This is a genomic window from Sphingopyxis sp., assembly GCF_050725615.1.
In the GTDB taxonomy this organism is placed as follows: Bacteria; Pseudomonadota; Alphaproteobacteria; order Sphingomonadales; family Sphingomonadaceae; genus Sphingopyxis.
The window spans coordinates 34,741-51,650 of the sequence record NZ_JBOHHU010000002.1 but is presented as its reverse complement, the minus strand read 5'-3'; the positions used below and the strand labels follow the sequence as shown (position 1 = coordinate 51,650).

The 16,910-nt window shown below is 66.8% G+C and carries 17 protein-coding genes; 12 read left to right on the top strand and 5 right to left on the bottom strand.

Going from position 1 to position 16,910, the window contains the following annotated elements:
- Positions 1 to 65 precede the first annotated feature (65 nt).
- From ACREB7_RS00810 to ACREB7_RS00800, 3 genes are all read left to right on the top strand, one after another.
- Positions 66 to 932, top strand: coding sequence for a 3-hydroxyacyl-CoA dehydrogenase NAD-binding domain-containing protein (locus tag ACREB7_RS00810; RefSeq protein WP_431590402.1), 867 nt, complete (start codon positions 66 to 68; stop codon positions 930 to 932).
- A 121-nt stretch (positions 933 to 1,053) separates the two neighbouring features.
- Positions 1,054 to 1,545 carry a hypothetical protein gene (locus tag ACREB7_RS00805; protein WP_431590401.1) on the top strand — a complete coding sequence of 164 codons (492 nt, stop codon included), beginning with the start codon at positions 1,054 to 1,056 and terminating at the stop codon, positions 1,543 to 1,545.
- Positions 1,546 to 1,577: 32 nt separating this feature from the next.
- Positions 1,578 to 2,720 (top strand): epoxide hydrolase family protein, encoded by a 1,143-nt coding sequence (locus ACREB7_RS00800; RefSeq protein ID WP_431590400.1) that lies wholly within the window; start codon positions 1,578 to 1,580, stop codon positions 2,718 to 2,720.
- Positions 2,721 to 2,759: 39 nt separating this feature from the next.
- Here the strand turns inward: ACREB7_RS00800 and ACREB7_RS00795 are convergent, their stop codons facing one another.
- On the bottom strand, positions 2,760 to 4,121 hold the full coding sequence (locus ACREB7_RS00795; RefSeq protein ID WP_431590399.1) for a NupC/NupG family nucleoside CNT transporter: 1,362 nt from the start codon (positions 4,119 to 4,121) through the stop codon (positions 2,760 to 2,762).
- A gap of 159 nt (positions 4,122 to 4,280) precedes the next feature.
- Between ACREB7_RS00795 and ACREB7_RS00790 the strand changes: the two genes are divergently transcribed.
- From ACREB7_RS00790 to ACREB7_RS00760, 7 genes are read left to right on the top strand one after another with little or no spacing between them, the layout of a single operon-like run.
- A complete protein-coding gene (locus ACREB7_RS00790) occupies positions 4,281 to 6,230 on the top strand; it encodes an alpha/beta hydrolase family protein (protein ID WP_431590398.1) in 1,950 nt (649 codons plus the stop codon).
- Positions 6,231 to 6,273: 43 nt separating this feature from the next.
- Positions 6,274 to 6,933, top strand: a complete 660-nt coding sequence (locus tag ACREB7_RS00785; RefSeq protein WP_431590397.1) for a queuosine precursor transporter — start codon at positions 6,274 to 6,276, stop codon at positions 6,931 to 6,933.
- Positions 6,930 to 7,832, top strand: a complete 903-nt coding sequence (argB, locus tag ACREB7_RS00780) for an acetylglutamate kinase (protein ID WP_431590396.1) — start codon at positions 6,930 to 6,932, stop codon at positions 7,830 to 7,832. The genes ACREB7_RS00785 and argB overlap by 4 nt, the downstream gene beginning before the upstream one ends.
- Before the next feature lie 34 nt (positions 7,833 to 7,866).
- The gene (locus tag ACREB7_RS00775; RefSeq protein WP_431590395.1) at positions 7,867 to 8,175 is read left to right on the top strand and encodes a YggT family protein; all 309 of its coding nucleotides are present in this window, start codon (positions 7,867 to 7,869) and stop codon (positions 8,173 to 8,175) included.
- A 5-nt stretch (positions 8,176 to 8,180) separates the two neighbouring features.
- On the top strand, positions 8,181 to 9,089 hold the full coding sequence (gene folD / locus ACREB7_RS00770; RefSeq protein WP_431590452.1) for a bifunctional methylenetetrahydrofolate dehydrogenase/methenyltetrahydrofolate cyclohydrolase FolD: 909 nt from the start codon (positions 8,181 to 8,183) through the stop codon (positions 9,087 to 9,089).
- On the top strand, positions 9,089 to 9,763 hold the full coding sequence (locus tag ACREB7_RS00765; RefSeq protein ID WP_431590394.1) for a hypothetical protein: 675 nt from the start codon (positions 9,089 to 9,091) through the stop codon (positions 9,761 to 9,763). Before folD ends, ACREB7_RS00765 begins: the two co-directional genes overlap by 1 nt.
- Entirely contained in the window at positions 9,763 to 10,389 is a 627-nt protein-coding gene (locus ACREB7_RS00760) for a MarC family protein (RefSeq protein WP_431590393.1), read from the top strand. Before ACREB7_RS00765 ends, ACREB7_RS00760 begins: the two co-directional genes overlap by 1 nt.
- Before the next feature lie 60 nt (positions 10,390 to 10,449).
- Here the strand turns inward: ACREB7_RS00760 and ACREB7_RS00755 are convergent, their stop codons facing one another.
- Entirely contained in the window at positions 10,450 to 11,139 is a 690-nt protein-coding gene (locus tag ACREB7_RS00755; protein ID WP_431590392.1) for an OmpA family protein, read from the bottom strand.
- A gap of 225 nt (positions 11,140 to 11,364) precedes the next feature.
- Between ACREB7_RS00755 and ACREB7_RS00750 the strand changes: the two genes are divergently transcribed.
- Complete coding sequence (locus tag ACREB7_RS00750; protein ID WP_431590391.1) at positions 11,365 to 12,687, top strand: hemolysin family protein; 1,323 nt, start codon at positions 11,365 to 11,367, stop codon at positions 12,685 to 12,687.
- A gap of 47 nt (positions 12,688 to 12,734) precedes the next feature.
- On the opposite strand, the gene ACREB7_RS00745 is transcribed toward ACREB7_RS00750, so the two are convergent.
- From ACREB7_RS00745 to purD, 3 genes are all read right to left on the bottom strand, one after another.
- Positions 12,735 to 13,166 (bottom strand): hypothetical protein, encoded by a 432-nt coding sequence (locus tag ACREB7_RS00745; protein ID WP_431590390.1) that lies wholly within the window; start codon positions 13,164 to 13,166, stop codon positions 12,735 to 12,737.
- Positions 13,167 to 13,389: 223 nt separating this feature from the next.
- Positions 13,390 to 14,091, bottom strand: a complete 702-nt coding sequence (locus ACREB7_RS00740; protein ID WP_431590389.1) for a hypothetical protein — start codon at positions 14,089 to 14,091, stop codon at positions 13,390 to 13,392.
- 59 nt (positions 14,092 to 14,150) lie between these two features.
- Positions 14,151 to 15,428 carry a phosphoribosylamine--glycine ligase gene (purD, locus tag ACREB7_RS00735; RefSeq protein ID WP_431590388.1) on the bottom strand — a complete coding sequence of 426 codons (1,278 nt, stop codon included), beginning with the start codon at positions 15,426 to 15,428 and terminating at the stop codon, positions 14,151 to 14,153.
- Here purD and xseA point away from each other — a divergent pair.
- Complete coding sequence (xseA, locus tag ACREB7_RS00730) at positions 15,427 to 16,842, top strand: exodeoxyribonuclease VII large subunit (protein WP_431590387.1); 1,416 nt, start codon at positions 15,427 to 15,429, stop codon at positions 16,840 to 16,842. The genes purD and xseA overlap by 2 nt on opposite strands.
- The last annotated feature ends 68 nt before the right edge of the window (positions 16,843 to 16,910 follow it).

The following is a 16,910-nucleotide window of genomic DNA, read 5'->3' as shown; positions in this document are numbered from 1 at the left end:
CGGCCCCTTGACGCGCGGGCCCGAAGCCGTAGGGGCACGGCATATTTTCAGCGAAAGGGACAGCAATGATCGTCGGCGTCATCGGGGCAGGGCAAATGGGCGCGGGCATCGCGCAGGTCTCGGCGGGCGCGGGCCATGACGTGCTGCTGTCCGACATCGACCTCGCGCGCGCCGAAGCGGGCAAGGCGGGCATCGCCAAGGGCCTCGCCCGCCTCGTGACCAAGGAAAAGATGACGCAGGGTGACGCCGACGCGCTGCTCGCCCGCATCACCCCCGTCGCCGACCACAGCGCCTTCGCCCCCGCCGACCTCGTCATCGAAGCCGCGACCGAGCGCGAGGAAATCAAGCGCGCGATCTTCGCCAGCGTCGGCCCGCATCTCTCGGCCACCGCGATCCTCGCCAGCAACACCAGCTCGATCCCGATCACCCGGCTGGCGCAGGCCGCGCCCGACCCGGCGCGCTTCATCGGGGTGCATTTCTTCAACCCCGTGCCGGTGATGGGCCTCATCGAACTGATCCGCGGCCTCGCGACCAGCGACGACACATTGGCGACCGTGGAGGCCTATGGCCGGGGCCTCGGCAAGGAAATCGTCCACGCCAACGACGCGCCGGGCTTCATCGTCAACCGCGTGCTGATGCCGCTGATCAATGAGGCGATCTTCGCCCTCGGCGAAGGCGTCGCGACGATGCAGGACATCGATGCCGGTTGCCGCCTCGGCCTCAACCATCCGATGGGCCCGATCACGCTCGCCGACTTCATCGGGCTCGACACCTGCCTCGAAATCATCCGCGTGCTGCAGTCGGGCACCGGCGATCCCAAATTCCGTCCCGCGCCTTTGCTTGTCCAATATGTCGAGGCGGGCTGGGTCGGCAAAAAGGCCGGGCGTGGTTTCTACGACTGGACCGGCGAGGCGCCGGTCCCGACGCGGTGACGGTGACGGGGGGCGTAGCGAACGGAAATAGCACGAGAAAAATCGGGATGGCGGGAGCATATTCGACGTCCGCGCGTTAACGAAGCAAAGCGCGATGTCCGCCACAAAGGGAGTTTCGATCATGGTTCGCCTTTGCTTGTCTTCGCTGACCGCTCTCGCGCTGGCCACGGCCGCCCCCGCCGCGCACGCCCAGAAAGGTGCGCCCGAGGAATCGACGATCAAGGACACCGCCAATTCGGTGACCGAACCCTTCGACGGCAAGGAAGTCCCCGCCAAATTGCTGGCGATCCAGGACGATCCCTATTCGCTTGCGGGCCTCGGCAAATGCGCCGCGATCATCCGCGAAATCACCGAACTCGACGCGGTGCTGGGGCCCGACGTGAACGCCCAGGCCGACAAGAGCCGCGGCAAGAAACGCGAGGAAACTGCGGGACGCGTCGCCGGGAACGTCGCGGGGTCGTTCATCCCCTTCGGCGGACTGATCGGCGAGGTCACCGGCGCCAATGCCGAACGCCGCCGCTATGCGATGGCGATCTATGCCGGGACGGTGCGACGCGGGTTCCTGAAAGGCGTCGGGCTCGAACGCGGCTGCAAGGCGCCCGCGCGGCCATAAATCACGGCGGACAAACAGGGGAACGGGACATCATGCAGGTTGGCACTATTCGCTCCTTCACCATCGACGTGCCGCAGACGGCGCTCGATGACCTCAAGGCGCGGCTCGCCGCGACGCGCTGGCCCGAAAAGGAAACGGTCGACGACTGGGATCAGGGGGTGCCGCTGGCCTATGCGCAGGACCTCGCGGCCTATTGGCGCGACCAGTATGACTGGCGCAAGATCGAGGCCCGGCTCAACGCCTGGCCCAATTATCTGGTCGAGATCGACGGGCTCGACATCCATTTCCTCCATATCCGCTCGCATAATCTCGCCGCGCGCCCCTTGGTGCTGACGCATGGCTGGCCGGGATCGGTGATCGAGTTCCTCGATGTCATCGAACCGCTGTCGGCCGACTATCATCTCGTGATCCCCTCGCTCCCGGGCTACGGCTTTTCGGGCAAGCCGACCGCCGCCAAATGGAGTGTCGAGCAGATCGCGGCGGCGTGGGACGCGCTGATGGTCGCGCTCGGCTACCCCCGCTATTTCGCGCAGGGCGGCGACTGGGGCAGCGCAGTGACCTGCGCGATCGGCGGCAACCACCCCGATCATTGCGCGGGCATCCACGTCAACATGATCGTCGGCCAGCCCGATCCCGACACGATGACCGACCTCACCGACGACGAGAAGGCCTATCTGGCGCGCTTCCAATGGTATCAGACCAAGGACAGCGGCTATTCGACCCAGCATGCGACGCGGCCGCAGACGCTGGGCTATGGCCTTGCCGATTCACCCGTCGGGCAAATGGCCTGGATCGTCGAGAAATGCCATGGCTGGACCGACTGCGGCCATGAGCCCGGCGGGCAGTCGATCGGCGGCCACCCCGAAAATGCGCTGTCGCGCGACGCGATGCTCGATACCGTCAGCCTCTATTGGCTGACCAACAGCGCCGCCTCGTCGGCGCGGCTCTATTGGCACAGTTTCCGCAGTTTCCTCAGCGGCGAGATCGGCGTGCCGACGGGGTGCAGCCTGTTTCCGCAGGAAATCATGCGCCTGTCGCGGCGGTGGGCCGAGGGGCGTTACAAGAATATCGTCTATTGGAACGCCCTCGATCGCGGTGGCCATTTCGCCGCATGGGAACAGTCCGAGCTGTTCGTTGCCGAGGTGCGTGCGGCGCTCGCTGAAATGACGCTCTGACCGCCGCTCCAGCCTCCGCCGCTGGCCATGGCTCGGCGATCAGGGTTGTTTGGCGGGAACGGCTGCCTTGTCTGCGGCGGTCGCCGGGGCGGTCGTGGCGGCCGGTGCGGCGACAGGCGCGGCGGGCTCAGGTTCGGGCGTCGTCAGCGGCGGGGTGACGCTCAGGATCAATCCGGCGAGCGCCGCCGACATCAGGTTCGACAGGCTGCCCGCGAGCAGCGCCTTCAGCCCCAGCTTGGCGATCATCGGTCGCTGGTTGGGGGCGAGGCTGCCGGTGACCGCCATCTGGATCGCGATCGAGCTGAAATTGGCGAAACCGCACAGGGCAAAGGTGCCGATCGCGATCGACGCCGGCGACAGCGCGCCCGCCTTCTGCATATTGCCGAGGTCGATGAAGGCGACAAATTCGTTGAGCACGATCTTGCTGCCGAACAGCGCGCCGACCGCGTCCGATTCGGCCCAGGGCACCCCCATCAGCCACATCACCGGCCGGAAAATCTGGCCGATGATCGACTGGAACGACAGGCCCTCGATATGGAACCAGCCGCCGATGCCGGCGAGCAGGCCGTTGGCGAGCGCGACCAGCGCGACGAAGGCCAGCACCATCGCGCCGACCGCGACCGCCAGCTTGACCCCGGTCTGCGCGCCCTGCGCCGCCGCCATGATGATATTGGCGGGCTTTTCCTCGTCGTGGCTTGCCTCGGGCATGACGATCGGTTCGATGCCGATATCCTTGGGATCGTCGGGCATGATGATCTTGGCCATCAATATGCCGCCCGGCGCCGACATGAAGCTCGCCGCGAGCAGATAGGGGAGCAGATGCTCGCCGATCATCCCGGCATAGGCGCCGAGGATGGTGCCCGCGACCCCCGCCATGCCGACGGTCATCACCGTGAACAGCTGTGACGGGGTCAGCCCTGCGAGATAGGGGCGGATGACGAGCGGGCTTTCGCTCTGCCCGACGAAGATATTCGCCGCCGCGCCCAGGCTCTCGACCTTGGTGACGCCGGTGATCTTCTGGATGCCGCCGCCGACCCATTTGATGATCTGCTGCATGACGCCGAGATAATAGAGGACCGAAATCAGCGACGCGAAAAAGACGATCACCGGCAGCGCGCCGATCGCGAACACGGCTTTGCCATAGGGGGGCTGCGTCAGCACCTCGCCGAACAGGAATTTCGTGCCCTCGTCAGCATAACCCAACAGGTTCGACACCCCGGTCGACATCGCCCCGATGATCGCGCGCCCCCAGGGCGTGCCGAGCACGAGGATCGCGAAACCGGCCTGCAGCAGGAAGGCGGGGACGACGACACGCGGGCGAATCCAGCGACGGTTCGACGAAAACAGCAGGGCAATCGCAAGCAGCGCGACAATGCCAAGCAGACCGATCAGGCGTTCCATATATTCGTGCGTCCCCCGCAAATCCAAGTCGCCCTGTCTAGCGGGCTGGACGATGGGAGCAAGGGGGTCGACCTCAAGCGTCGGCAAGGCGCGGGCGAACACCGGCTTGGCGGTGCCGGATTTCCTTTCTACATGTCGGCCTTGGAAGACGGGGATCGCATGGGCCGCTTGATTTTACTCGCCATTTTTCTGGCTTTTGTGCCGGCGGCGTCGGCCCAGACCGACAGCCCACCGCCCCCCGCCGCCGCGCCGCTCGCGCCGCTGCCGACCGAGAGTTTTGCGCGTCTGCCGTTCGTCGAAATGGCCAAATTGTCGCCCGACGGAAATCATGTCGCGGGCCTGTTCGCGGTCGGCGGCGAACAGCGGATCGTGATCATGCCGGTCGGCGAAGACCGCAGCAAGATCGTCGCGATCGCCGTACCTGACCAGACCCAGATCGCGTGGCTGCGCTGGGTCGGCGACGATAATATCATCGTCGGGCTCAGCGCGCTGCTGCCGGTCGAGGCTGACAATTGGTATATTTCGCGCATGATCGCCATCAACAGGCCGACGGGCAAGATCACCCGGCTGCTGTGGGATCTGCAGGGGCAGAACAGCGCCGACCTGCTGTGGGTGCCCGGCGACGGTGGCACCGAAATCCTGGTTGCCGGCCAGAACAGCATCTATGTGGGTGAGGATTTCTGGCCGGTGGTCTATCGCGTCGATGTGGTGACGGGACGCCGCAAGACCGAGCTGCGCGGCCGATCCGGTGTCATGGATTGGGGCGCCGACCATCTCGGCCGGGTGCGTTACGGCATCGGCTATAGCGACAACACCACGCGCGCGAGCCTCTATTACCGCGCCGACGGCGGCGGCAGTTTCCGCTCGATCGAACGCGCCTCGCTGCGCGACGAGGAAGCGCTGACGGTGCCCTTCCTGTTCGTCCCCGGCACCGACAATGGCTATGTCATCAAGGACGGATCGGGCGGGCGGTCGGTCGTCGCCGAGGTCAATCTCGCGAGCGGACAGGACGTACGGACCGTCTATGCCGCCGAGAATGCCGATGTCGAAGGCGTGGCGATGTCGGCCGACGGGGCGAAGCTGCTTGGCGTCTACACGTCGGAGAATGACGACGCGGTGCGCTGGATCGACCCGGTCATGGTCGCGCTTCAACAGAAGCTCGACGCCGCGTCGCCCAAATCGCGCGTACGCATCGCAAGCTACAGCCGCGACCTGACGCGCCTGCTCGTCACGGTCAGCACGCCTGACAATCCGGGGCTGCTCTTCTTCTATCACGCCCCCTCCGACACGCTGACCAAGGTCGCCTCGATGAACGAGGCGATGGGCAGCAAGCGTTTGTCGCGGTCGAAACTCGTTGCGTACAAGGCGCGCGACGGCATGGAAATCGAAGGCGTGCTGACGATGCCGCGTGGCCGTGCGACCCGGAATCTGCCCTTCATCGTCATGCCGCACGGTGGCCCTTGGGCGCATGACACACTCACCTACGATTATTGGGCCCAGTTTCTCGCCGAACGCGGCTATGCGGTGCTCCAGCCCAATTTCCGCGGATCGACGGGCTATGGCGAAAGCTTTCTGAAGGCGGGGCAGGGCCAGCTCGGTTTCGCGATGCAGGACGACGTCACCGATGGCGTGCGCTGGGCGGTCGCCGAGGGCATCGCCGATCCCCAGCGTGTGTGCATCGTCGGCGCCTCTTATGGCGGCTATGCCGCGATGTGGGGTATCGCCAAGGATCCCGACCAATATCGCTGCGCGGTGTCGATCGCCGGCGTTGCGAACTTGCGGCGCGACGTCAATGATTTCGGCAACAGTTTTCGCGCCAAGCTCTATCGTGGCCAGTGGCAGAAAATGACCCCCGATTTCGCGGCCGTGTCGCCGATCAACGCGATCGCGCGGATCAAGGCGCCGCTTCTGCTGATCCATGGCAAGAAGGACGTGACGGTCGATCATATCCAGTCGGTGAAGATGAACGCCGCGATGACCAAGGCGGGCAAGTCGGTCGAATTCGTCTCGGTCCCGCTCGCCGATCATTATTTTTCGCGCGAGGCCGACCGGCTGACCTTGCTGCGGTCGATCGAGGTCTTTCTCGCCAAGCATAATCCGCCCGACTGACCAGCATCTTTCCAGCGCCTGCAAAACCGACTATCGCGCGCCGATGGAACAATCCTCTTCGCGCGTGATCGCCCCTTCGCTGTTTCTTTTTGCCATCCTTTACGGCGGCATGGTTCCGCTGGGCGGCTTTCTGGGCGCGAAACAGGTCGCACTCGGCCCGCTCGCGGTCGAGGCGGGGATTTTCCCCTTCCTCACTCTGATCGCGATCTCCAGCGCCATCGCCGAACTCCATGGCCGCGTCGTCGCCGACCGGCTGGTGCGGTTCGGGTTCATTCCGCTGGTTCTCGCGATCATCCTGACGGTGTTCGTCCTCCAACTGCCGACCGACGCGGGCATGTACGAGCCCGCGAAGGAGGCCTTCCCGATCATCGTCGGACAAGGCTGGCGGATGATGGCGGCGGGCATCCTCGCTTATGGTGTGTCGGTCAGCCTCAACGTCTGGATCTTTTCGCGGATGACCGCGAACAATGGCCGCCTGCTCCCCGTCCGCGGTTTCATAGCTGCGGCGCTCAGTCAGATCGTCGACACACTGATCTTCATCACGATCAGTTTCTATGGCGTCCGCCCGATCGCCGACCTGATGCTGGGGCAGATGCTGGCCAAGATCGTGCTGTCGGCGGTGATGGTGCCGCTGATGGTGATGGCGGTGGTGGCCATCGGCCGTCGCCTCGACGGCACCGAAGGCACGGAAGCCGCCGCATGACCCACGATCCCGCCCACATGCCCGATCTGCTCGCCAAGGCCGAAACGCTCGTCGAAGCCTTGCCCTATCTGCAGCGCTATGCCGGTGAGACCTTCGTGATCAAATATGGCGGTCACGCGATGGGCGATGCCGAGGCGCAGCGCGATTTCGCCGAGGATGTCGTGCTCTTGAAAGCGGTCGGCATCAACCCGGTGGTCGTGCATGGCGGCGGACCGCAGATCGGCGCGATGCTCAAGCAACTCGGCATCGAATCGACCTTTGTCGGCGGCCTGCGCGTCACCGACGCCGCGACCGCCGAGGTCGCCGAAATGGTCCTCGCGGGCAAGATCAACAAGGAAATCGTCAGCTGGATCGCCGCGCTCGGCGGCCGCGCAGTCGGCATTTCGGGCAAGGACGCCAACCTCGTGCTCGCCGAGAAGGTCAAGCGCACCGAGCCCGATCCCAATTCGGGGATCGAGCGCCATGTCGACCTGGGTTTCGTCGGCGAACCCGTTGCCGTCGATCCGACGATCCTCCAGAATCTGACCAACGACAATTTCATCCCCATCGTCGCGCCGGTCGCACTCGGCGCCGATGGCGCGACCTATAATATCAACGCCGACACGATGGCGGGGGCGATCGCCGGGGCGCTGGGCGCGAAGCGCTTCTTCCTGCTCACCGATGTCGCCGGGGTGCTCGACAAGGAGAAGAATCTCCTGACCGATCTGGATCGTACCGCGATCGAGGCGCTTAAGGCCGACGACACGATCACCGGCGGCATGATCCCCAAGGTCGAGACCTGCGTTGCCGCGGTCGATGCCGGGGTCGAGGCGGCGGTCATCCTCGACGGCCGCGTGCCACACGCGATGCTGCTCGAAATTTTCACTGCACGGGGTGCGGGCACGCTCATTCATCGCTAAGTTGGCGTCCTCGACCTTCCGGCCGGAGCTTTTCATGTATTTGATGGTCCTTCAGATTCTATCGATTCTCCTCAATATCCTGTGGTGGATCATCATCGTGCAGGCGGTGATGTCGTGGCTGCTCGCCTTCAACGTCATCAACACCCACAATGAATTTGTCCGCCAATTGTGGCTGGTGCTCGAACGGATCACCGAGCCGCTCTATCGCCCGATCCGGCGGATCATGCCCGATTTCGGCGGCATCGACCTGACTCCGATGGTCGTGCTGATCCTGCTCATCATCATCCGCGGCCCGGTACTCGACTATCTCTACACCGTCGGTGCCAACGCCGGGCTGATATGACCGTGATGGAGCGGGCGACCGATCCGGCGCGGGTGATCGACGGCAAGGCCTTTGCCGCAGGACTGCGCGCGCGGATCGCCGATGCGGTGCCGGCGTTCGAGGCCGCGACGGGCCGCGCCCCAGGGCTCGCCGTGGTGCTGGTCGGCGACGATCCGGCGAGCGCGGTCTATGTCGGGTCGAAGGGCAAGGCGACCGTCGCCGCCGGCATGGCGAGCTTCGAACATCGCCTGCCCGCGAGTGCGACGCAGGCCGAGGTCGAAGCGCTGCTCGCGGCGCTCAACGGCGACGAAGCCGTCGACGGCATCCTGCTCCAATTGCCGCTGCCCGGCCATCTCGACGAACAGGCGGCGGTCGCGACGATCGATCCCGACAAGGATGTCGACGGGCTGACCCCGGTCAGCGCCGGGCGTCTCGCGCTCGGCATCCCCGGCATGGTGCCCTGCACGCCCTATGGCTGCCTGCTGCTGCTCCAGGACCGGCTCGGCGATCTCAGTGGCAAGGACGCGATCGTCGTCGGGCGCTCGATCCTCGTCGGCAAGCCGATGGCGCAATTGCTGCTCGGCGCGAATTGCACCGTGACCATGGCGCACAGCCGGACGCGCGATCTCGCCGATGCGGTGCGCCGCGCCGACATCGTCGTCGCCGCGGTCGGCCGCGCCGAAATGGTCAAGGGCGACTGGATCAAGCCCGGTGCGGTCGTCATCGACGTCGGCATCAACCGGCTCGCGCCTGCCGCAGGCGAAACCAAGGGCCGGCTGGTCGGTGACGTCGACTATGCGCAGGTTTCTGTGGTCGCCGACGCGATCACCCCTGTTCCCGGCGGGGTCGGACCGATGACCATCGCCTGCCTGCTCCGTAACACGCTCGTCGCCGCGCATCGCCGCGCGGGCCTTGCCGATCCTGAGGGTTTTTGATGCGCCGGCTGCTCGTTGGCGCCATGGCGCTCGCGATGATCGCGGGCGGCGTGGCGGCGGCGCGCGAGCGTGACCGCCCGCTCGCGGCGAACCCCAGCGGCTTCATTGCCGCCGAAATCGCCTTTGCGCGGCTCGCGCAGGAAAAGGGCCAGTGGACCGCGTTCCGCGAGACGTCGGCGCCCGAGGCGGTGATGTTCGTGCCGCAGCGCGTGAAGGCGCGCGACTGGCTGAAATCGCAGAAGGACCCCGCCGAGGCGGTGAAATGGCAGCCGCATGCGGTCTATGTCAGCTGCGACGGCAATGTCGGCGTCACCACCGGCGCCTGGCAGAAGGGGCCGGCCAACGGCTATTTCACCACCGTCTGGCTGCGCGATCCCAAAAAGGGCAAGATGGCGTGGATCCTCGACCATGGCGACGCGCTGGCAACCCCGCGTGAGGCCCCCGATTTCATCGCCTCGAAACAGGCGAAATGCGGCTCGCGGCCCGGCGTCGCGATCGAGGGCGGCACCGAGGGCGAGGATCGCGTGGTCGGCCTGTCGCCCGACCAGACGCTGAGCTGGACCTCGGTCGTTCAGCCCGATGGCGCACGCCGCGTCACCGTCCGCTTGTGGGACGGCACGGCGATGGAGCCGGTGATCGACGACCAGGTCGCCGCGCCGGTCGCCAAGAACTGATGCTCGATCTCTTCATCTCGGCCTTCGTCACCCTGTTCGTGGTGATCGATCCGCCCGGCTGCGCCCCGATCTATGCCAGCCTGACGACGGGCGCGAGCGCCGCGCAGCGCCGCTCGATGGCGATCCGCGCGACCTTTATCGCGGGCGGCATCCTCGTCTTTTTCGCGATGTTCGGCGAGGCTTTGCTAAGCTTCCTGCACATCGACCTCGACAGTTTCCGCATCGCCGGCGGGCTGATGCTGTTCATCATCGCGATCGACATGGTCTTCGAAAAGCGCACCGAACGCCGCGAACAGCGCGCCGAAAAGGTCAAGGCGACCCCCGAGGTCGAGGATGTCTCGGTGTTCCCGATGGCGATGCCGATGCTCGCCGGACCGGGGTCGATCGCCTCGGTGATGCTGCTCGTGTCGCAGAACAACGGGCTCGACCGCGCTTTCGTGATCTTTGGCGCGCTGCTGCTCGTGCTGTTGCTGACGCTCGCCGCGCTGCTCGCGGCGGGGCCGCTGATGCGGCTGATCGGCAACAAGGGCGAGGCGGTGATCACCCGCCTGCTCGGGGTGCTGCTCGCGGCGCTCGCCGCGCAGTTCGTCATCGACGGGATCAAGGCCAGCTTCAACCTCGGTTGACCGACGGAAAAGGGCGCCGCCTCGACGGCGACGCCCTCCTTCCATCCACTGGAATTCCTGTTATCCGGCGTTGTTCACGTCGTTCTGGGTGACCGGCGCGATGCGGATTTCGACGCGGCGGTTGCACTGATAATCGGCCTCGCTGCGTTCGGGCGAACATTTGAGCTGCGATTCGCCAAAGCCCGCCGTCGCCATGCGCGCGCGCTGGATGCCGCGACCGCCCAGATAGTCGGCGACCGACGCCGCGCGGCGTTCGGACAGGCCCTGGTTATAGCTGTCGCTGCCGGTCGAATCGGTGTGGCCATAGACGTCGATATAGGTCGACGGATATTCGGCGAGGGTCGAGGCGACGCTGTCGAGGGCGCTGCGGAACTGCGATTTCACCAGCGCGCTGTTGTAGTCGAAGGTCACGTCGCCGGGCATGTTGAGCACCAGTTGGTCGCCCTGGCGCTCGACGTCGATGCCGGTGCCGGCGGTGCGTTCGCGCAGCTTCTTTTCCTGCTGGTCCATATAGTAACCGACGCCCGCGCCGGCGACCGCGCCGATGCCCGCGCCGACGATTTCCTCGGTCCGGCTGTGCTTGCCGCCGATCAGGTCGCCGAGCAGATAACCGCCCAGAGCGCCGCCGACGCCGCCGATCGCGGCCTTCGAAATCTTCTTTTCGCCGGTCACCGGGTCGGTGACGCAGGCCGAGAGGCCGACGGCGGCGATGCCCGCCAGTGCGGCCAGTTTGATGGTCTTGATATTCATGTTGCGCTCCCTTTTTGCGCGGCCGGCCGATGGCCGACGTTGCTGTCGCTGTGCCGATAACATTCGGCCGCGCCTCTGGTTCCATTCATCGCCTGAATGCGATGTGAGCGAGCCGTTCGGCTGAGGTTCGGGCCGCCCATTGTGCAGCGCGGCACCTTTCGCCTATAGGGCGGACATGACCGAAGCTGACAGGGGCCAGGCGCAGCCGCGCCGGACACACAACAGATGACCCCTTTTCCCTGGGGCGACGTCGCGATCATCCTGGTCCTCGTCCTGCTCAACGGCGTTTTCGCCATGTCCGAACTGGCCATTGTCTCGGCCCGCGACCCGCGGTTGCAGGCGGCCGAAAAGCGCGGCAGTCGCGGCGCCAAGATCGCCCGCCAGCTCGCCTCCGACCCCGGACGCTTTCTGTCGACGGTGCAGGTCGGCATCACGCTGATCGGCGTGCTGACCGGCGCCTATTCGGGCGCGAGCCTGGGCCAGCCGGTCGCCGAACGCCTGCAACCGATCTTCGGCCTCGACGACGACACCGCGTTGACCGTCGCCTTTGCCGTGGTGATCGCGCTGACCACCTATGTCTCGCTGATCGCGGGCGAACTGGTGCCCAAGCAGTTCGCGCTGCGCGCGCCCGAGCGGATCGCGATCTTCATGGCGCCGATCATGTACTGGCTGTCGCGCATCGCGGCGCCGCTCGTCTGGCTGCTCAACAGCAGTTCGGGGCTGGTCTTCCGCCTGCTCGGCCTCAGCCGCGAATCGGAAGACCGGGTGACCGCCGAGGAGCTTCACCTGATCGTCGCCGAGGCGTCGAAATCGGGGGTGATCGAGGAAAGCGAACGCGCGATCATCTCGGGCGTCGTGCGCCTCGCCGACCGCCCGGTGCGCGAGGTGATGACCCCGCGCATCGACGTCGACTGGATCGACATCGCGTCGGACGCCGATGCGGTGCGCGCGAAGCTGCTCGAAAGCCCGCACACCCGCCTGCCGGTGGCGCGCGGGTCGGTCGACGACATCATCGGCGTGGTCCAGGCGCGCGACATCGCGGGCGCGCTGTTCCGCGGCGAAACGCTCGACCTCGAGCAACTGACGCGCCGCGCGACGGTGATTCACGACCAGATCGACGCGATGGACGCGCTGGAGAATCTGCGCGCCGCCGAGGTGCCGGTGCTGCTTGTCCATGATGAATATGGCCATTTCGAAGGGCTGGTGACCCCCGCCGACCTGCTCTCGGCGATCGCGGGCGAATTCGCGTCGGATCAGGATATCGGCAGCGAGCCCTTTGTGGTCGAGCGCGACGACGGCAGCCTGCTCATCGCGGGGTCGATGCCCGCCGACCAGATGGCCGAACGGCTGGGGATCGAACTGGGCGAAGACCGAGACTATGCGACCGCCGCCGGCCATGCGCTGGCGATATTGAAGCATCTGCCCAAGGAGGGCGAAGTCTTCAAGGACCGCGGCTGGCGCTTCGAGATCGTCGACATGGACGGGCGCAAGATCGACAAATTGCTGGTCAGCGAAATCGTCAAGCCGAAGGGCGAGGACGCGGAGTGACGCACGGCCGGCGCGCCTAAAGCGACAAAAGATACGGACACACGCGGTCAAAATGTCTCCTTTGTCGCTTTAGCGGCATGCGGCGGCACGGCTTCGTCGCGCAGCGCGGCGTGGATGACCGCCATGTCGGGGCCGCCGCTGACATCGATCGCGCCGCCCTTCAAAACGCGGATGGTCGTCACGCCGTTGATCGCGCGGTCGATCGCGATGCTATATTGAAGGGTGCGCCCCATCGCTATCGCGCGATCCCAGGCGGCCGCGAAAGACGCGCTGCCAGGCCGGTCGCGCAGGCGATAGGCCGAGGCGCGGCCGATACCGACGGCGCGCGCGGCCTTGCCCACCGATCCCATGGCCTCAAGCGCGTTGATGAAGCGCGCCTGCGTTTCGGGCGTCCAGCCGTCGGCGCGATGGCGCTGCTGCGGTACGGGCGCGAAGGCGAGACAGGTTTCGGCGAGCAACAGCGAGGGCGAGGGTTCCATCCACCAGTTTGGAGCATAGCGAAATAATGTAGGAAAGGATTATTTTCGGGGGCGGTAAAGGATCGGTTCTGGGGTGGAGAACGGACGCCTGTTTCATCGTCATCCCGGGCTTGACCCCGGACCCGCCTTCTTTCTTTCGCCGTCGGATCGAAGACAAGGCAGACCCCGGGTCAAGCCCGGGGTGACGGGAAACGGAGCGGCGGCGATCCGCCCGATACCGTCGTTAAAGCTCGCCGCCCAGCGCGCCATATTTGGCTTCGAAGCCGGCCTTGTCGCCGCGCGCCAGATAGGCCGCCTGGTCGACGAAATTGTCGCGCGCGATGCGGCCCTGGAAGGCGCCGAGCTGGGGGTCGATTATCGCGATGTCGGCGTCGGTCCAGTCGGCGATCTGCTGGAAGCCGGTGACGCCCAGGCCGTTCAGCAGGCCGGCGAGCTTGGGGCCGAGCCCCTTGATCAGCTGCAGATTGTCCACCTTCGCGGCAGCCGGAGCCTGAGCCGGAGCGGGTTCAGGCGCTGGAGCCGGGGCCGGTTCGGGTTCCGCTGCGGCGGCGGGCGGCGGGGGCGCCAGTTCCGCCGGGGCTGGCGGCGCTTCGGGCTCGGGCGCGGCTTCGACGACCGGTTCGGGCGCCGGGGGCGGGGGAGGCGGCGGGGCCGCGACCGGCGGCGGAGGAGGAGGCGGGGCTACGACGGGGGGCGTTACCGGCGGTACGGGCGCGGGCGCCGGTTCTTTGGGCTTGAAGCGCGCGGGTTCGGCGGCGACGATCTCGGGCTTCACCGCTTCGAGCGGTTTCTTCGGTTCGGCGGGCGGGGCGACCGTCGGCACGGCATCTTCGGCCTTTTTGCGGCCGAACAGGAACCAGAGCAGGACGACCGCGACGAGGAGCCCGACGACCGCGATGACATAATTTTCCTGAAGCCACGCCATGATAGTCTCCCTGTCTTTCCGTCAGCCTATGCGCGTGCGTCCGTGCCGTCCAGCGACGCTTACTCGGCCTCGCGCGCGACTTCGCGCCAGCCGATATCGCGGCGGCAAAAGCCGGTCGGGAAATCGAGCCGGTCGACCGCAGCATAGGCGCGCGCCTGCGCCTCGGTGACGCTGCGGCCGGTCGCGGTGACGTTGAGCACGCGGCCCCCAGCGGCGACGATCGTGTCGCCGTCGCGCGCGGTGCCGGCGTGGAAGACGCGGGCACCGCTCGCCTCAGCAGCGGCGATGCCATGGATCGCGCCGCCCTTTTCGGGGGTCGCGGGATAGCCGTTGGCGGCCATCACCACGGTCAGCGCATAGTCGGTCGCGAAGGCGGGCGGGTTCGCACTCGCGAGCGCACCGGTCGCGGCGGCGTGGAGCAGCGCGGCGAGGTCGCCGGTGTAGCGCATCATCAGCACCTGGCATTCGGGATCGCCGAAGCGGGCGTTATATTCGATCAGTTTCGGGCCTTGATCGGTCAGCATCAGCCCGGCGAACAGCACGCCGACATAGGGTGTGCCCTCGGCGGCGAGCGTCGCCACGGTCGGGCGGATGATGCGATCCATGACAGCCGCTTCGAGGTCGGCGGTGAGGACGGGGGCGGGGCTGTAGGCGCCCATGCCGCCGGTGTTCGGGCCGGTATCGCCGTCGCCGACGCGCTTGTGATCCTGCGCGCTGCCGAACGCCATGACGTTTTTTCCGTCGGAGAGCGCGAAGAAGCTCGCCTCCTCGCCGGTCATAAATTCCTCGATCACCACCTCGGCGCCGGCGCCGCCGAACGCGCCGTCGAACATGTCGTCGATCGCGGCGGCAGCGTCCGCCGCAGTCTCGGCAATGATGACACCCTTGCCCGCGGCGAGGCCGTCGGCCTTGATCACGACGGGGATGTCGAAGCCTTCGAGCACGGCGTGCGCCTCTTCGGCGCTGGTGCAGCGCGCATAGGCGGCGGTCGGGATCGATGCGCGCGCGCACAGGTCCTTGGTGAAGCCCTTGCTGCCTTCGAGCCGCGCCGCCGCAGCGCCGGGGCCGAAGGTCGCGATGCCGAGCGCGCGTAGCCGGTCGGCGAGGCCTGCGACAAGCGGCGCTTCGGGACCCACGACGACGAAGTCGATGCTGTGCGCGGTGCAGAAGGCGACGAGGCCGTCGATGTCGTCGACCGAAATCGCGACACATTCGGCGAACGCTTCGATCCCCGGGCTGCCCGGTGCGGCATAGAGCTTGGCGCAGGAGGGCGATTGTGCCAGTTGCCAGCTCAGCGCATGTTCGCGGCCACCCGAGCCGACCAGCAGGATTTGCATGAATACCCCTTTTCCCGACACCGACCATGATGGCGCCGCGCGGCTGTTAGCCGAGCAGACGCCCGGCGACAATGCGCCCGATATGACGGTCAGCCAATTGTCGGCGGCGATCAAGCGGACGGTCGAGGACGGCTTTTCGCGCGTCCGCGTGCGCGGCGAACTGTCGGGAACGAAGCGCGCGGCATCGGGGCATTTTTATGCGGCGCTGAAAGACGATAATGCGCTGATCGACATGGTGATGTGGAAGGGGCAGGCGGCGCGCCTTGCCTTCCGGCCCGAGGACGGGATCGAGGTGATCGCGACCGGCAAGCTCACCACCTATCCCGGGCGCTCGAAATATCAGCTCGTCGTCGAAAGCCTCGAGGTCGCGGGCGAGGGCGCTTTGATGCTCCTGTTCGAAAAGCTCAAGGCACGGCTCGGCGCCGAGGGGCTGTTTGACCAGGAGCGCAAGCAGGTGCTGCCCCGCCTGCCCAGGGTCATCGGGGTGGTGACCTCGCCCACCGGCGCGGTGATCCGCGACATCCTCCACCGCCTCGCCGACCGCTTTCCGATGCATGTGATCGTCTGGCCGGTGCTGGTGCAGGGCGACGGCGCGGCGGCGCAGGTCGCGAATGCGATCCGGGGCTTCGACGCGATTGCGCCCGGCGGGCCGGTGGCGCGCCCCGACCTCGTCATCGTCGCGCGGGGCGGCGGGTCGATCGAAGATCTGTGGGCGTTCAACGAGGAAATCGTCGTGCGCGCGATCGCCGACTGCCGCATCCCCACGATCAGCGCGGTCGGGCACGAAACCGACACGACGCTTGCCGACTATGCCGCTGACCGCCGCGCGCCGACCCCGACGGCGGCCGCCGAAATTGCCGTGCCGGTGCGTGCCGAGCTGCAGGAATTGCTGCTTCACCGCGCCGGCCGGATGATCGCGGCGGCGAACCGGCACCAGGCGTTGGCGGGCGAACGGCTGACGGCGCTGGCGCGGCACTTGCCGAAGCGCGAGGCGCTCTACGCGCCGCAGCGCCAGCGGCTCGACGATTCGGGCGACCGGCTCGATCGGGCGCAGCGCCACCGGCTGGCGATGACCGCCGAGCGGCTGGCGACGCGGTCGGGTGCGCTGCGGCCGGCGCTGCTCGCGCGGCGCTGGGACCGCGACCGCGCGCGGCTCGAAGGGCTCGGGCGATTGCTCGACAGCCTCGATCCGCGCGCCCTGCTGTCGCGTGGTTATGCGATGGTCCGCGACGCCGATGGAGCGATCGTGCCCGGCGCGGCCAAGGCGCGGGCAGCCGGCCACCTGCGCTTGCAGTTCGCCGACGGCGACGTTTCGGTCGCGGTGACGGGCGACGACGCGCTGCCGCTCGCCCCCAAACCCGCCCGCAAGGCGCCGCCCGCAGCGCCGAAACGGGGGCAGGGCGAGCTTTTCTGACGCCGGCGGGGGTGGCCGCGCGCCGCAAAACTGCTATGGTCGGGGCCATCATCTCTCTCCAAACGGAC

What these genes read in the sequence shown, in the direction of transcription:
- ACREB7_RS00795 (WP_431590399.1), bottom strand. Translation starts at nt 4,121, where the DNA reads ATGGAACGCCTGATCGGTCTGCTTGGCATTGTCGCGCTGCTTGCGATT.
- ACREB7_RS00750 (WP_431590391.1), top strand. Translation starts at nt 11,365, where the DNA reads ATGACCCCTTTTCCCTGGGGCGACGTCGCGATCATCCTGGTCCTCGTC.
- ACREB7_RS00775 (WP_431590395.1), top strand. Translation starts at nt 7,867, where the DNA reads ATGTATTTGATGGTCCTTCAGATTCTATCGATTCTCCTCAATATCCTG.
- folD (WP_431590452.1), top strand. Translation starts at nt 8,181, where the DNA reads ATGGAGCGGGCGACCGATCCGGCGCGGGTGATCGACGGCAAGGCCTTT.
- ACREB7_RS00745 (WP_431590390.1), bottom strand. Translation starts at nt 13,166, where the DNA reads ATGGAACCCTCGCCCTCGCTGTTGCTCGCCGAAACCTGTCTCGCCTTC.
- ACREB7_RS00790 (WP_431590398.1), top strand. Translation starts at nt 4,281, where the DNA reads ATGGGCCGCTTGATTTTACTCGCCATTTTTCTGGCTTTTGTGCCGGCG.
- purD (WP_431590388.1), bottom strand. Translation starts at nt 15,428, where the DNA reads ATGCAAATCCTGCTGGTCGGCTCGGGTGGCCGCGAACATGCGCTGAGC.
- ACREB7_RS00760 (WP_431590393.1), top strand. Translation starts at nt 9,763, where the DNA reads ATGCTCGATCTCTTCATCTCGGCCTTCGTCACCCTGTTCGTGGTGATC.
- ACREB7_RS00765 (WP_431590394.1), top strand. Translation starts at nt 9,089, where the DNA reads ATGCGCCGGCTGCTCGTTGGCGCCATGGCGCTCGCGATGATCGCGGGC.
- ACREB7_RS00805 (WP_431590401.1), top strand. Translation starts at nt 1,054, where the DNA reads ATGGTTCGCCTTTGCTTGTCTTCGCTGACCGCTCTCGCGCTGGCCACG.
- xseA (WP_431590387.1), top strand. Translation starts at nt 15,427, where the DNA reads ATGAATACCCCTTTTCCCGACACCGACCATGATGGCGCCGCGCGGCTG.
- ACREB7_RS00755 (WP_431590392.1), bottom strand. Translation starts at nt 11,139, where the DNA reads ATGAATATCAAGACCATCAAACTGGCCGCACTGGCGGGCATCGCCGCC.
- ACREB7_RS00800 (WP_431590400.1), top strand. Translation starts at nt 1,578, where the DNA reads ATGCAGGTTGGCACTATTCGCTCCTTCACCATCGACGTGCCGCAGACG.
- ACREB7_RS00785 (WP_431590397.1), top strand. Translation starts at nt 6,274, where the DNA reads ATGGAACAATCCTCTTCGCGCGTGATCGCCCCTTCGCTGTTTCTTTTT.
- ACREB7_RS00740 (WP_431590389.1), bottom strand. Translation starts at nt 14,091, where the DNA reads ATGGCGTGGCTTCAGGAAAATTATGTCATCGCGGTCGTCGGGCTCCTC.
- ACREB7_RS00810 (WP_431590402.1), top strand. Translation starts at nt 66, where the DNA reads ATGATCGTCGGCGTCATCGGGGCAGGGCAAATGGGCGCGGGCATCGCG.
- argB (WP_431590396.1), top strand. Translation starts at nt 6,930, where the DNA reads ATGACCCACGATCCCGCCCACATGCCCGATCTGCTCGCCAAGGCCGAA.